Annotated in this window: 16 protein-coding genes; 9 read left to right on the top strand and 7 right to left on the bottom strand. The window is 70.8% G+C overall.

Annotation, left to right across the window (positions count from 1 at the left end; all coding sequences use genetic code 11):
• Nucleotide 1 precedes the first annotated feature (1 nt).
• Nucleotides 2-1,432 (top strand): amidohydrolase, encoded by a 1,431-nt coding sequence (locus tag ABIC28_RS05865; protein WP_269588418.1) that lies wholly within the window; start codon nt 2-4, stop codon nt 1,430-1,432.
• On the opposite strand, the gene ABIC28_RS05860 is transcribed toward ABIC28_RS05865, so the two are convergent.
• Nucleotides 1,429-1,866 (bottom strand): DUF5997 family protein, encoded by a 438-nt coding sequence (locus ABIC28_RS05860; protein WP_354577899.1) that lies wholly within the window; start codon nt 1,864-1,866, stop codon nt 1,429-1,431. The two genes, ABIC28_RS05865 and ABIC28_RS05860, sit on opposite strands and share 4 nt — an antisense overlap.
• A 55-nt stretch (nt 1,867-1,921) precedes the next feature.
• Between ABIC28_RS05860 and ABIC28_RS05855 the strand changes: the two genes are divergently transcribed.
• The gene (locus tag ABIC28_RS05855) at nt 1,922-2,668 is read left to right on the top strand and encodes a LysR substrate-binding domain-containing protein (protein WP_097211247.1); all 747 of its coding nucleotides are present in this window, start codon (nt 1,922-1,924) and stop codon (nt 2,666-2,668) included.
• A 62-nt stretch (nt 2,669-2,730) separates the two neighbouring features.
• Here ABIC28_RS05855 and ABIC28_RS05850 read toward each other — a convergent pair whose 3' ends face one another.
• From ABIC28_RS05850 to ABIC28_RS05835, 4 genes are all read right to left on the bottom strand, one after another.
• Nucleotides 2,731-3,909, bottom strand: a complete 1,179-nt coding sequence (locus ABIC28_RS05850) for an acetyl-CoA C-acyltransferase (RefSeq protein ID WP_097211246.1) — start codon at nt 3,907-3,909, stop codon at nt 2,731-2,733.
• 99 nt (nt 3,910-4,008) lie between these two features.
• Nucleotides 4,009-6,198, bottom strand: coding sequence for a heavy metal translocating P-type ATPase (locus ABIC28_RS05845; protein WP_209926169.1), 2,190 nt, complete (start codon nt 6,196-6,198; stop codon nt 4,009-4,011).
• A 6-nt stretch (nt 6,199-6,204) separates the two neighbouring features.
• The gene (locus ABIC28_RS05840; RefSeq protein ID WP_209926167.1) at nt 6,205-6,489 is read right to left on the bottom strand and encodes a DUF1490 family protein; all 285 of its coding nucleotides are present in this window, start codon (nt 6,487-6,489) and stop codon (nt 6,205-6,207) included.
• A gap of 64 nt (nt 6,490-6,553) precedes the next feature.
• On the bottom strand, nt 6,554-7,495 hold the full coding sequence (locus ABIC28_RS05835; RefSeq protein ID WP_097211244.1) for a LysR substrate-binding domain-containing protein: 942 nt from the start codon (nt 7,493-7,495) through the stop codon (nt 6,554-6,556).
• A gap of 188 nt (nt 7,496-7,683) precedes the next feature.
• On the opposite strand from ABIC28_RS05835, the gene ABIC28_RS05830 reads away from it, so the two are divergent.
• The 3 genes from ABIC28_RS05830 (at nt 7,684) to ABIC28_RS05820 (ending at nt 9,581) form a co-directional block, all read left to right on the top strand.
• A complete protein-coding gene (locus tag ABIC28_RS05830) occupies nt 7,684-8,271 on the top strand; it encodes a peroxiredoxin (protein ID WP_077041398.1) in 588 nt (195 codons plus the stop codon).
• Between the two features lie 2 nt (nt 8,272-8,273).
• Nucleotides 8,274-8,813 (top strand): alkylhydroperoxidase, AhpD family, encoded by a 540-nt coding sequence (gene ahpD, locus ABIC28_RS05825; protein WP_097211243.1) that lies wholly within the window; start codon nt 8,274-8,276, stop codon nt 8,811-8,813.
• Nucleotides 8,814-8,906: 93 nt separating this feature from the next.
• Nucleotides 8,907-9,581, top strand: a complete 675-nt coding sequence (locus ABIC28_RS05820) for a PhzF family phenazine biosynthesis protein (protein ID WP_097211242.1) — start codon at nt 8,907-8,909, stop codon at nt 9,579-9,581.
• 9 nt (nt 9,582-9,590) lie between these two features.
• Here the strand turns inward: ABIC28_RS05820 and ABIC28_RS05815 are convergent, their stop codons facing one another.
• Nucleotides 9,591-10,163, bottom strand: a complete 573-nt coding sequence (locus ABIC28_RS05815) for a TetR/AcrR family transcriptional regulator (protein WP_097211241.1) — start codon at nt 10,161-10,163, stop codon at nt 9,591-9,593.
• A gap of 70 nt (nt 10,164-10,233) precedes the next feature.
• Between ABIC28_RS05815 and ABIC28_RS05810 the strand changes: the two genes are divergently transcribed.
• Nucleotides 10,234-10,812, top strand: a complete 579-nt coding sequence (locus ABIC28_RS05810) for a dihydrofolate reductase family protein (RefSeq protein WP_209926155.1) — start codon at nt 10,234-10,236, stop codon at nt 10,810-10,812.
• A 22-nt stretch (nt 10,813-10,834) separates the two neighbouring features.
• Here ABIC28_RS05810 and ABIC28_RS05805 read toward each other — a convergent pair whose 3' ends face one another.
• Nucleotides 10,835-11,533 (bottom strand): hypothetical protein, encoded by a 699-nt coding sequence (locus ABIC28_RS05805; protein ID WP_097211239.1) that lies wholly within the window; start codon nt 11,531-11,533, stop codon nt 10,835-10,837.
• Between the two features lie 17 nt (nt 11,534-11,550).
• Between ABIC28_RS05805 and ABIC28_RS05800 the strand changes: the two genes are divergently transcribed.
• The 3 genes from ABIC28_RS05800 (at nt 11,551) to ABIC28_RS05790 (ending at nt 13,832) form a co-directional block, all read left to right on the top strand.
• A complete protein-coding gene (locus tag ABIC28_RS05800) occupies nt 11,551-11,817 on the top strand; it encodes a hypothetical protein (protein WP_097211238.1) in 267 nt (88 codons plus the stop codon).
• 1 nt (nt 11,818) lies between these two features.
• On the top strand, nt 11,819-12,781 hold the full coding sequence (locus ABIC28_RS05795) for a TauD/TfdA family dioxygenase (RefSeq protein WP_245220905.1): 963 nt from the start codon (nt 11,819-11,821) through the stop codon (nt 12,779-12,781).
• Nucleotides 12,782-12,854: 73 nt separating this feature from the next.
• Entirely contained in the window at nt 12,855-13,832 is a 978-nt protein-coding gene (locus ABIC28_RS05790; RefSeq protein WP_209926153.1) for an Acg family FMN-binding oxidoreductase, read from the top strand.
• The last annotated feature ends 16 nt before the right edge of the window (nt 13,833-13,848 follow it).

The raw sequence follows: 13,848 nt of genomic DNA, 5'->3' as shown, positions 1-13,848 counted from the left end.
GATGCTGCTGCGGGGGGCTCGGTTGGCGCCCGGCGAGGCGCCGACGGATCTGATGGTCACCGGCGACCGGATCGGCGGCGACGGCTCCGCCGCGTCGGACGTCGTCGATCTCGGTGGGCGGCTGGTGCTCCCGGGTCTGTGGGACGCGCACGTGCACCTCGACCAGTGGGCACTCTCGCGCGCCGCACTCGACCTGTCGGGGGCGACCTCGGCCGCGCACGCCGTTCGGCTGATCGCGGAGCATCTGCCGTCCGCCGACACCGACGTCGTCGTCGCGCACGGGTTCCGGGACGGCCTGTGGCCGGACTCCCCCACCGCCGCGCTACTGGACGCGGCCACCGCGGACCGCCCGGTCGTCGCGTTGAGCGGCGACCTGCACAGCGGCTGGTTCAACACCGCTGCGCTGCGGCGCTTCTCGCTCGCGCCGCACCCGAGCGGCCTGCTCACCGAGACCGAGTTCATGCCCATCATGAACGACGTGCAGCGCGTCGACCCGGCGGTGCTCGATCGCCGGGTCGACGCGGCGGTACGGGCCGCGGCCGCGCGGGGGGTGGTCGGGGTGACGGACTTCGAGATCGCCGACAACCGCGCGGTGTGGGCGCGGCGGATCGCCGCGGGCACCGACCTCCTGCGGGTTCGGTGCGGCGTCTGGCCGCGGTGGCTCGACCAGGCGATCGCCGACGGTGCGGGCACCGGGGACCCGGTGCCGGGCACCCGCGGGCTGGCGACGGTCGGGCCGCTGAAGGTGATCGTGGACGGATCGCTCGGCACCAGGACCGCGTACTGCCACGACCCGTATCCGGGCGGCGGGCACGGGGTGCTGTCGGTCCCGCCGCGCGAGTTGATCGGGCTGATGTCGCGGGCCACCGGTCACGGGCTCGAGTGCGCGATCCACGCGATCGGCGACCAGGCCTGCGAGCACGTACTCGACGCCTTCGCGGCCACGGGTGCACGCGGGTCCGTCGAGCACGCGCAACTGGTGGCGGAGAAGGACTTTCGGCGCTTCGCCGAACTGGGCGTGACCGCGAGCGTCCAGCCCGCCCACGTACACGACGACGCGGACCTGGCCGAACGCTACTGGCCCGGCCGCACCGGCCGGGCGTTCCCGTACGGCACGCTGCTGTCCTCGGGCGTGCGGTTGGCGCTGGGCTCGGATGCCCCGGTGGCGCCGCTGGACCCGTGGCTGACCCTCGCCGCCGCGGTGGACCGCACCCTGCCGGACGGCCGGGCGTGGCACCGCGAGCACGAGATCCCGTGGGAGGTTGCCCTCGCCGCCTCGACCGGCGGCCGCGTGCGGGTCACGACCGGCGACCTCGCGGACCTGGTGGTGCTGGACACCGACGATCTTCCGACCACCGGCGCCCGCCTGGCCTCGATGCCCGTGTGGGGCACGATGCTCGGCGGGCGGTGGACCTACGAACCGGCGGCCTAGCCCTCGTTCGGGTGGTGGATCGGCTTCGCGAACCGCTGCTTGCGGTTCGACTGCTCGCGCCGGGTCGCCTGCTGCTCCTTGATCCGCTTCTCGTCCTTGCGGACCTCCACCAGCGACTTGCGCTCGGCCTGCAGCCAGTCCGGCTGATCGGCGAGCAGCGCCTCGATCTGAGCGGTGGTCAGCGCCTCCTCCACGCCGCCGCGGGCCAGTCCGGCGATCGAGACACCGAGCTTGTCGGCGACCACGGACTTCGGGTGCGGGCCCTCGGCGCGCAGGTCGATCAGCCACTGCGGCGGGTTGGTACGCAGCTCGGCGAGCTCGTCGCGAGTCACCACACCGTCGCGGAACTCGGCGGGGGTTGCCTCGAGGTAGACGTCCAGCTTCTTCGCGGCGGTCGCCGGCTTCATCGTCTGGGGTGTCTTCTGCGCGCTCATGGGGTTCAGCCTATCGAGCTGCCACCCGAGCTCCCCGCCCCGGTAGCCTGGCGGAATGACCGAGCCCGATGCGCCCACCCCGTTCCGGCTCGCCTATGTGCCCGGCGTCACGCCGTCCAAGTGGGTGCGGATCTGGGGCGAACGCCACCCCGACGTCCGGCTGGAGCTGGTCGTCACCACCGCGGCCGACGCGCCGACCCTGCTGCGTGACGGCCTCGCGGACGCCGGCCTGGTGCGGCTGCCGATCGACAGCGGCGGCCTGAGCGTGATCGCGCTCTACGAGGAGACCCCGGTCGTGGTGGTGCCGAAGGACCACGTGGTCACCGCTGCCGACGCCGTGTCGACGGCGGACCTGGAGGGCGAGATCGTGCTGCACCCGCTCGACGACGCCCTGGACTGGGAGTCGCTGCCGGGGACGCCCGCGGCCCAGCGGCCCGCCACCACCGCCGACGCGATCGAGCTGGTCGCGGCCGGGATCGGGGTGCTGGTGCTGCCGCAGTCGCTGGCCCGGCTGCACCACCGCAAGGATCTCACCTACCGCACCGTCACCGATGCGCCGGAGTCGCCCGTCGCGCTGGCCTGGCCGCAGGACGCGACCACGGACCGGGTTGAGGAGTTCGTCGGGATCGTGCGCGGGCGCAGCGTCAACAGCTCCCGCGGTCGCGACGCGCAGGAGCCCGCCCCCAAGCGCACCGCCTCCCAGAAGGCCGCCGCGAAACAAGCCGCGCGCGTCAAGGCGGGCAAGAACCCGACCCCCCGGAACACCAAGGGCGGCAAGCCCGCCAAGCGCGGCAGGCGCTGACGCGCCCGTGCGCGGTTGACGAGTCCTGACACTCGTCAACCGCGCACAGGCGGCGCAGCCGCCTAGACCTCGATGATCATCGCGATGCCCTGGCCACCGCCGCCACAGAGGGCCGCCGCGCCCTTGCCGCCGCCGCGCGCCTTGAGCGAATGCGCCAGGGAGAGGACGATCCGCGCGCCGGACATGCCGACCGGGTGCCCGACCGCGATGGCACCGCCGTGGATGTTGACCTTGTCCGCGGCGACGCCGAGCTGACGCATCGACGCGATCGCGACACCGGCGAAGGCCTCGTTGATCTCGAGCAGGTCGAGGTCGGCGACGGTGGTCTCGCCGTCACGCTTCAGCGCCGCCTCGATGGCGTTGGCGGGCTGGTGCAGCAGGGAGGTGTCGGGGCCCGCGACGAGGGCGTGCGCCTTGATCTCCGCGATCCACTCGATGCCGCGGGCCTCCGCGACGTCCTTGCGCATCACGATGACCGCGGCTGCGCCGTCAGACAGCTGCGAGGACGCGCCCGCGGTGATGGTGCCGTCCTTCGCGAACGCCGGACGGAGCTTGCCAAGGGAGTCCACGGTGGTCCCCGCGCGGATGCCCTCGTCGTCGGCGACGGTGACGGCGCCCTTGCGGGACGCGATCTCCACCGGCGCGATCTCGGCCGCGAACGCGCCCGACTCGGTCGCGGCGGCGGCGAGGCGGTGCGACCGGGCCGCGAACTCGTCCTGCTCGGCGCGGCTGATGTTCTCCGAGGCCTGGTAGCTCTCGGTGGACGCGCCCATCGACACGCCGTCGAACGCGCACACCAGAGCGTCGCGGTCGAGGGCGTCCTCGAAGCCGGTGGTGCCGTACTTCAGTCCGGTCCTTGCGCCGCGCACCAGGTACGGCGCGTTCGTCATCGACTCCATGCCGCCCGCGACCACGACATCGGCGGCGCCGGTGGCGATCAGCCGGTCGGCCTGCATGATCGCCTCGAGGCCGGACAGGCAGAGGTTGTTCACGGTGGTGGCGGGCACCGTCATCGGCAGGCCTGCTGCGACCGCCGCCTGCCGCGCCGGGTTCGGGCCGACACCGGCCTGCACCACGGTGCCCATCACCACTGCGTCGACACCGTCGGTACCGAGGCCGCTGCGTTCGAGGGCGGCGGCGATCGCCCGCCCACCCAACTCCGCCGCCGTCAGCGACGCCAGCGCGCCGGAGAGCTTGCCGATCGGGGTCCTGGCCCCTGCCACGATGACACTGGTGCTCACGCCTGAATCTCCTTCGTCGTTCGATCACCGCACACGGGTGCGGGTTCGATCCATCGTCCCATCCGCTCCCCTGGGCGACCGTCGTGGGCGGTGACGGCCTCAGCGTTCCCCGTCGACGCGGTAGCGGATCAGGCGGGAACTGTTGGCGACCACGGCGACCGAGGACGCGTTGTGCAGGATCGCCGCGAACACCGGGGACAACGCGCCGCCCGCCCCGACCAGCAGGCCGAGCGCGTTGACGGCGATGGACATCGAGTAGTTCTGCCGGATCAGGCGGACCGCGTGACCGCCGAGGTCGCGGACCTCGAGCAGTCGGGTCAGATCGTCGCTCGCGAGCGCGACGTCGGCGGTCTCGACGGCGACGTCCGTACCCGCCAGGCCCATCGCTATCCCGATGTCGGCCGCGGCGAGCGCCGGTGCGTCATTGGTGCCGTCGCCGACCATCGCGACCACATGGCCCTCCGCCCGCAGCCGCTGCACGACCTCGAGCTTGTCGTCGGGGAGCACCTCGGCCCGCCACTCCTCGATACCCAGCTCCGTGGCGACCGCGGCGGCCGTCTCCGGATGGTCGCCGGTGAGCATGATCACCCGCCGCGCCCCGGTGGCCCGCAATCGGTCCAGGACCGACTGCGCCTCCGGTCGCAGCTCGTCGCGCAGGCTGATCAGGCCGACCAGCCTGCCGTCGACGGCCAGCAGCAGCGGAGTCTCCGCCCGGCGACGTAACCTGCCGACCCAGTCGGCGGCCCGTTTCGACACCCGCACGTTCTCCGATTCGAGCAGCGACACGCTGCCGAGCAGCAGTGTCCTGCCGTCGGCCCAGGTGCGCATGCCCAGCCCGACGAGCACCTCGCACTCCTGGTGCGGCGGGATCTCGATGTGCCGTTCCGCCGTCGATCGCAGCACCGCCTCGGCCAGCGGATGCCGCGAGTGGATCTCGGAGCTCGCGGCGTAGGCCAGCACCTGATCGGGTCGCCAGTCCCTCGCCAACGCGACGATATTGGTCACCACGGGCCTGCCGACGGTCAGGGTTCCCGTCTTGTCGAAGACGAACGCGTCCACCCGGCCTGCGTCCTCGAGGTGCGAGCCGCCCTTGATGAGGATCCCCCGCCGGGCGCCGTTGCCGATGGCCGCGCTGATCGCCGTCGGCGTCGCGAGCCCGACCGCGCACGGGCAGGCGACCAGCAGCATGGTCATCGCCCGGCGTACGTCCCGCGTCACCGCCAGTGTCAGCGCGGAGAGTACGAAGGAGGCGGGGACGAACCGGCGCGAGAAGTTCTCCCCCACCGTCTGGATCGCGGCCCGGTCCTCCTGCGCCGCCTCGACGCGGGTGATGATCCGACCGATGGTGGTGTCGTCACCGACCGCGTCCGCACGCACCACCAGCCTGCCCCGCATCACGACCGAGCCGGCGTGCACCCTGGCCCCCGCGACGATGCTCGCGGGCAGCGTCTCGCCGGTGATCGCGGACCGGTCGACGATGGCCTCACCCTCGATCACGATCCCGTCGACCGCGAGGGCGACGTGCTCGTGCACGATCACCTCGTCGCCGATCTCCAGTGCGTCGATCCCGACCTGGACCTCGCTCCCGTCGGCGGTCCGGACCCAGGCGGTGTCCTGGGTGCCCTTGAGCAGGTCCGAGATGGCGCGTCGGGTGCGGCGCAGGGTCAGATCCTGAAGGTACTCACCGATGTTCAGGAGCCACAGCACGGTGAGGGCGACGACGTTCTCGCGGAGCACGAGGCTGGCGACGGTCGCGGCCGAGACCAGCGCGTCGGTGCCGGGCGCCCTGCTGCCGCGCAGCGCCCGCAGCGCCCCACGCAGGAAGGGGTATCCCGTGAACACCGTCGCCCCGGTGGCCACGGCGCGTCCGGTGGGGCCGAGCAGCGCGGGCCTCCCGAGTGCGTACCTGCGGAAACCGAGCAGCACCAGCGCCACCCCGCCGACCGCCATCCGCACGACGTCGGCGTTGCCGATGTCGGCGGAGGTGGGCGCCCGATCCGGCACCAGGGCGTCGGGGATGAGCCTGCTGTCGCGGATGGCCGCCGCGAATCCGTCCCGGTCGGCGGTGCGGGGCGAGTACCAGATGACAATCGAGGCGGTGCGCGGATAGGCGTGCACGGCCCGCACCCCGGTCAGGGCGCCGACGGCGTCCTCGACTGCGACCGCCCGTGGCCTGCTGCCCCGCAGCCACGGCGCGTGCATCCGCACCCGCCCACCGGCATCGGAGAGGACGGTCAGGTCTCCGACCGCGGTCGGAACCTGATGCAGGACTGCCGGTTCCGCGGACATCTCACCCTAGTGAGCGTGCCCGTGGCCCACGTCCGCAACCCCTGGCGGCGGCACCTCTTCGCCGAGCCGCTCGCGCGCTTCGGCCACCACGTCTGCCATCGTGAGGCGGGCGGACTCCGCGCCTTCCTCCGCCTTGCGCGCTCCGCGCAGGCCCCACTCGGTGGCCGTCACGGCGGCTTCCCGCAACGGCGCCCTCGCGACGATCCGCCGCGCCCCGTTGTAGGCGGCGACCCCCACGGCCCCGGTGACCACCGTCGAGGCGGCCTTGATGATCAGTCCGTGCAGAGGCATCGTCGTTCCTCCTGCTGGTGCGGCGTACGTCCATTGTGACGCACCGACCCGCGATCGCGGAGCCCTATCGGGAACCCACGGACGGCGTCGCGGCAGCGCCCGGCGCGACCGACCGCACCACATCGGCGAGCCTGCGGTAGCCGTCGACGCGCCCGCTGGAGGAGCGGAACACCAGGCCGATCGTCCGGCCCGGCGCCGGGCTCGCGAACCGGGCGGTGGCGAGGTCGCCGCGGCGGGTCTCCACCGGGACCGCCGAGTCCGGCACCAGGGTCACCCCGAGGCCGCCGGCGACGCACTGCACCACGGTCGCGAGCGAGGTAGCCCTTGTGTCCCCGGACGACGGGTGCGCGTCCACCGAGCGGCACAGGTCGAGGGTCTGGTCGCGGAGGCAGTGCCCCTCGTCGAGCAGCAGCAGCGGCAGGTCGTCGAGCACCTGTGGCGACAGGTCGACCCGACCGGCCAGCTCGTGGTCACCGGGCACCACCATCACGAAATCCTCTGTGTAGAGGGGGATCTCCACCAACCCGGTCGCCTCCGACGGGAGGGCAAGGACCGCGACGTCCAGCACGCCCGCGCGCAGCGAATCCAACAGCCGGGCGGTCTGGTCCTCGATCACCTGGGGCACCACGGCCGGCAGCTCCGCACGCATCGCAGGCAGCAGGGCGGGCAGGACGTACGGCGCGACGGTCGGGATCAGACCCATGCGAAGCGGGCCGCCGAGCCGGTCCCCCACGCCGGCCGCTGTGGCGACGAACCCGTCCGCGGCCTCGAGGATCATCTTCGCCTGCGCGAGCAGCTGGGTGCCGGCGTCCGTCACGAGCACCCGACGGGTGCTGCGCTCGATCAGCTGCACCCCGAGCCCGTTCTCGAGCGCCGCCAGCGCCTGCGACAACGTGGGCTGGCTCACATTCAATCGCGCTGCCGCGGTACCGAAGTGGCGGTATTCGGCCACCGCGACGAAGGCACGCAGCTGCGACAGTGTGGGTTGATAAGTCTGATCAGCCATACCTATCAGTGTAGTGGCATATATCGCCTTTACCTTTTGAAAGGTTTCGGGCACTATGGACTCATACCAAAGAGCGCAGGTCAGCGGGGAACCGCGAGACCCGCTCCCGGTATCGAAATCACCCCGGCGCAGCCACCAGTGTGGTTGCCCGTGCCCGAAGATCCATCACAAGTAGGAGGACGAGACATATGGCTCTGCTGACCATCGGCGACCAGTTCCCGGCGTACAACCTCAAGGCCGTCATCGGCGGGGACCTGTCCAAGGTCGACGCCCAGCAGCCCGACGACTACTTCACCCAGGTCACCAGCGACGACTACGCGGGCAAGTGGCGGATCGTGTTCTTCTGGCCCAAGGACTTCACCTTCGTGTGCCCCACCGAGATCGCCGCGTTCGGCAAGCTGAACGAGGAGTTCGCGGATCGCGACGCCCAGGTGCTCGGCGCCTCGGTCGACAACGAGTTCGTGCACTTCCAGTGGCGCGCACAGCACGACGAGCTCAAGACCCTCCCCTTCCCGATGCTCTCGGACCTCAAGCGTGAGCTGGCCGAGGCCACCGGCGTCCTCAACGCCGACGGTGTCGCGGACCGCGCCACCTTCATCGTGGACCCGAACAACGAGATCCAGTTCGTCTCCGTGACCGCCGGTTCCGTCGGCCGCAACGTCGACGAGGTGCTGCGCGTGCTCGACGCACTGCAGTCCGACGAGCTGTGCGCCTGCAACTGGAAGAAGGGCGACCCGACCATCAACGCCGGCGAGCTGCTGGCCGAGAGCGTCTAGTCATGAGCGTCGAGAACCTGAAGAACTCGCTGCCCGAGTACGCCAAGGACCTCAAGCTGAACCTCAGCTCGCTGTCCCGGTCCACCGAGCTGAACGAGCAGCAGCTCTGGGGCACGTTCCTCGCCGCAGCGGCCGCCACCCGGTCCGCGACCGTGTTGCGGGAGATCGCGGAAGAGGCCGCCGACAACCTGTCGGCGGAGGCATACAACGCCGCCCTCGGCGCCGCGTCGATCATGGGCATGAACAACGTCGCGTACCGCGCAAAGGGCTACCTCGGTGAGGATTACACCCAGGTGCGCATGGGCCTTCGCATGAACATCATCGGCAGCCCCGGCGTCGAGAAGGCCGACTTCGAGCTGTGGTCGCTCGCCGTGTCGACCATCAACGGCTGCGACCATTGCACCGGCGCCCACGACGCGGTCGTCCGCAAGGAGGGCCTGACCAAGGAACAGGTCTGGGAAGCCGTCAAGGTCGCCGCGACCCTCCAGGGCGTGGCCCAGGCGGTCACCGCCAGCGAGGCCCTCGCGGGCGCGAGCGTTTAGCCCGGCTTCACCCGTCACATCCCGAAGGTGTCTTTTGTGCGATCGGATAGCACAAAAGGCACCTTCGGTCGTTACCGGCGGTATCGTTTAACGATGAGTATCGAGGTTGACGTCGTCAGGGTCTTCACCGATGCGAACGGCCACCACGGCAACGCATTGGGCATCGTGGATGCGGCACTGGTGCCGGCGGATCGCAGGCAGGGCCTGGCCGCCGAACTCGGGTTCAGCGAGACGATTTTCGTCGAGCTGCCCGGCCCGGGCGCCGCGAGCACGCGGGCGCAGATCTTCACCCCAGCCACCGAACTGCCCTTCGCCGGGCACCCGACGGTGGGCCTGTCCTGGTGGCTGCGCGAACGGGGCGCGGCGGTCGACGTCCTCGAGGTCCCGGCGGGCCCGGTCACGACCTACGTCGATCACGGGATGACCTGGGTACGCGCCAAACCCGACTGGGCGCCCGAGTTCACCCTGCACCCGAAACCCGACTCCGCCGCGGTGGTCTCCACCAGGGCGGACTCGTTCGACTCCGGACACCACTACGTCTGGGCCTGGGCCGGCGAGGGTGCGATCAGATCCCGAATGTTCGCCCCGCTCATGGGGATTCCGGAGGACGAGGCCACCGGTGCGGCTGCGGTCCGGATCACCGAGCACCTGCGTCGAAGCCTGCACATCACCCAGGGGCGCGGCTCGCAGATCTACACCGTCTACTCGAAGGACGGATGGGTCGACGTCGGTGGACGCGTACACCCGGACCGCACGCTGAGCGCGTAGACCGACCGGCTACCCGGACAACGCGCGATCGACCGCGGCCTCGATGAGTTCGTCGATCTCGCTCTCCGAGAACAACTCCGGCAGCGTCAGCCGATCGACGATCAGCCAGTTCAGCGCGAGGTAGAGCAGGCGGACCGTGGTGGCGTCGCCCGGCATGCCCGCCTGCAGGTGGTTGGTGACGTTGAAGTCCAGGTCGGCCCGGATCCGTTCGGTCAGCACCGCGCGCAACTCGGGTCGCCGGGTCGCCTCGAGCCTGAGCTCGAGCAGGGCGAGGAAGCCCGTGCGGAACTCGGTGATCCTGCCGACGACCTCGCGCATCAGCCCGACCAGATGATCACGGTCGTGCGGACCCCCGAGGCTCTGCGCCAAGGACTCGTCGTCGGGGGTCAGCCGCTCGTAGAACCGGCCTCCCGCCTGAGCCAACAGGTCGTCGCGGTTGGCGAAGTAGTTCGACGCCGTACCCGGCGGCACCCCCGCTCGCGAATCGACGGCCCGGAAGGTGAGCCCGCGCGCACCCAGTTCCGCCAGGACCTCTATCGCGGCGTCGACCAATGCCGCTCGTCTCTCCGGATTACTCCGCACTTGACACCACTCCATCCGTAGTACTACGTTCAGACCACTTCAAACAGAGTACTACGGACGGAGCAGCTGTATGCGCAAGCTTGTGTACTACGTGGGAATCTCGCTCGACGGTTACATCGCCGGCCCGGGCGGCGAGTGGGACTTCATGCTCTTGGACGACGTGACCACATGGATCACCCAGCGATACCCGGACACCGTCCCCACCCACATCCGCCCGCACGTCGGCCTCGAGGGCACCGACCGCCAGGCGTTCGACACGGTGGTCATGGGCCTCGGGACCTATCAGCCAGGACTCGACGTCGGAGTCACCAGCCCCTACGCCCACCTGAAGCAGCATGTGGTCTCGACCACCCTCGGCGAGATCGCCGACCCGGCGGTCGAGCTGGTCACCGGCGACCCGCTCGGCCTCGTCCGCGAGCTCAAGGCCCAGGAGGGGATGGACATCTGGCTCGCGGGCGGCGGAAAGCTGGCGGGCACCCTGCTGCCCGAGATCGACGAGCTCGTCATCAAGCGCTACCCCGTGATCGCGGGGGCAGGCATCCCGGCGTTCGACGGAGCGTTCCTGCCGACGCGGTTCACCCCGACCCGCACCGAGTCCTTCGACAGCGGCGCCTCGGTCACCTGGTTCTCCCGGACCCCGGCGGCCTGACCCGACACGGGGCCGGTCGCCGTCAGCTCTCCGGCGACCGGCCCGCCGCCAGATCGGCATCGCTGAGCAGCACCTCGATCTCCCCGCCCAGCGTCACCCCCGGGGCCAGCGGCAACCGGTCGCCGCTCCAGAATCGGCCCGGGTCATACCAATTCGTCTTGCGGCGCTCGGTGAGCAGCCCCATGGACTCGTAGGTCTGCGCGACCACCTCGGCGCAGTACGCGCTCTCGAGCCCGGCCGAAGCCTCCGCGGAATCCCGGGCCGAACTGCGCCGCAGCGACGGCAGCCGGCCGCCGAACCAACGGGTGACCAGCTTGGCCGTGGACGGGAACGGCGTGCCGTCCAGCCGCGCGACGGTGCGCATCAACGCGTCCTCCTGCTCCCGGGTCACCGGCTCCTCGAGCTGCCGCAGCCAGCCGCGCTGACCGTACTTCGCACCCCACACCTGAACCGCCTGCCGCAGGTCGTGCAGCTGTACCCCGCGCTGGAACCGTCCGGTCCACATGTCCTGCAAGGAATGTCCGAGCTCCGCGTGCCACATCAGCGGCGGCATGTCGTCGAGAACCACCGACATCCCGACGTGGTTCACCGGGCTGTTCGTCAGCGTCTGGATCGCCCGATCGGCGCCCGAGTGCCCGCGGAAGATCCAGATGTCCCCGGTTCGGGTGGCATCCACGGCCTCGTCGAGGCTCACCTGCGATTCGTGCATCCGGCGACTCATGCACCTAGCCTAGAGCGATGCGCATGGACGGCAGGAACGTGTGGAAGCTCGTCGGACTCGCGGGCGTCGTCGGGGTCGCGGCAACGGGGGCACTCGCCGCGCGCGCCGAACGCAAGCGCCGCGCCTACACCCCCGACGAGGTCCGGTCCCAGCTGCACGCCCGTTTCGCGCAGGCCACCGCCGCGGCCGACCTCCCACGGGTGGATCTGATCGAGGTGAAACCCACTCTGCGCGAACGCCTGTCGGGCCTCTTCCGGCGCGTTCCCCGACCAGGCGGGAAATGACATGACCGATCGTATGGCCCGAACGCCGCAGGTTTCCGACGCGGTCTGGGATAGATCGGACTTCCCCGACAGTTCGACATGGACCGTGGTCCTCACCGGAACCGAGCGGTCGGAGATCGTCGGGGCGGCCAGATCCGGCGCCGCCGACGCCTCGCGCCTGTTCCCCACTCTTCGGGCCCGGTGCGCCCAGTGGGCGCACACGCTGAACTCGGGATGCGGATTCGTACTGCTGCGCGGATTCCCGCTCGACGAACTCGGAACCGACGAGGTCGAGCGGGCCCACCTCGCGCTGGGGTCCATGCTCGGAGATCCGGTGAGTCAGGATCGCGACGGCTCGGTGCTCACCCACATCCGCGACGAGCGGATCGAGAGAACCGATCCCACCGTCAGGCTCTACCGGACCAGGGAGCGCCAGGATTTCCACACCGACGGTTCCGATCTCGTCGCGCTGCTGTGCCTGGCCAAGGCGGCCACCGGAGGTGAGAGCTGGATCGCCAGCTCGGCAGCGATCTACAACGAGGTGCTGCGGCGGCGGCCGGATCTGCTCGAGGTCCTCTACTCCCCCATGCCCTGGGATCGCAACGGCGAGGAGGCCGCGGGCGACCCCCAGTACTTCGAACTCGCCCCACTCAATGACATCGGCGGATCACCCCGCCTGTTCTACATCAGCTGGTACATCCGCGACTCCCAACGGCACCCGCAGGCCCCACGCCTGACGGCCGAGCAATACGAGGCCATCGAACTCATCGAGGCCATCGCCAACGAGCCGCGCTTCCACGTCGAGATGGTCTTCGAACCCGGCGACGTCCAGATCCTGAACAACGGGCGCATCCTGCACGCCCGCAACACCTACCAGGACCATCCCGATCTCGACAGGCGCAGGCACCTGCTGCGATTGTGGCTGTCGGCCGCCAGCGCACACAGCGTCGCGGAACCGCTGCGATCGGGCATCCCGCGGCGCTGACCCAGGCGGCGATCCCGGCAGTGGGGTCGTAAGGCCCTAGCCGTGCCCGATCCCCGGGCAGATAATTGGCTGCATGGACTACGCGGTACCGGACACCGGCGTCATTCAGAGCGCGGTCGATCTTGCGTGCCGCGCGCCATCGGTGCACAACAGCCAGCCCTGGCGGTGGCGATACTCCGCGGGTCGGCTCGACCTGTTCAGCGAGCGCACCCGGCTCCTGCCCTCCGCCGATCCGTCCGGACGCCAGCTGCACATCAGCTGCGGCGCCGCGCTCCATCACGTGGAGGTCGCCCTCACCTCGCTGCGCTGGCGATCGGACATCGACCTCCTGCCGGAGCCCAGCCTGCCCCGGCTCGTCGCCGCCATCCACTGTCACAGGGACGCGACCCCGCGCTCACACGACTTCGACCTGGTCACCGCCATCCGCCACCGCCGCACCGATCGCAGACCCTTCGGCCCACTCGCCCCGGAGACGGGGCCGGCCGCGCGGCTGGGCGATCAGGCGGGCAGGTTCGGCATCACGCTGACGGTCCTCGCGCCCGAGGCGAGGACAGCGCTGGCCGCCGCGACCGATGCCAGCTCCGCGGCCAGGCGCTACGACGCCGATTACCAGGCCGAACTGCACTGGTGGGCCGGGCACTCCCTCACCGGTGAGGGGATACCTCCCGAGTCGCTGGCGACCACCGGCGAGAGCGCACACGTCCCGATCGGACGAGCGTTCCCTCGCCCCGGCAGGCAGGAGTCGACGCCCCGGCCGGGTGTCGACGAGTCCACCGTGCTGATGCTGAGCACCGATTCCGACTCACCTGCGTCCTGGACGCGGTGCGGGCAGGCGCTGTCCGCGGTCCTGCTCGAGGCGACATCGAGAGGGATCGCGACCTGCCCGCTGACGCACCTCACCGAGGTCGGTCGGAGCCGGGACATGATCGCGGCGCTTGCGCCCGGCGCCGGACTCCCCCAGGTCCTGCTGCGGATCGGCTCGGTCACCGGCTCGCCCCCGGCGGGGCGCACGCCGCGCCGATCGACCGCAGAGGTTCTCACCCTGCACTGAACCGTCGACCGGCCGG

Source organism: Rhodococcus sp. PvR044, assembly GCF_040548995.1.
Lineage (GTDB): Bacteria > Actinomycetota > Actinomycetes > Mycobacteriales > Mycobacteriaceae > Rhodococcus_G > Rhodococcus_G oryzae.
The sequence above is the reverse complement of the archived record's forward strand: the minus strand, read 5'-3'. Positions and strand labels throughout refer to the sequence as shown.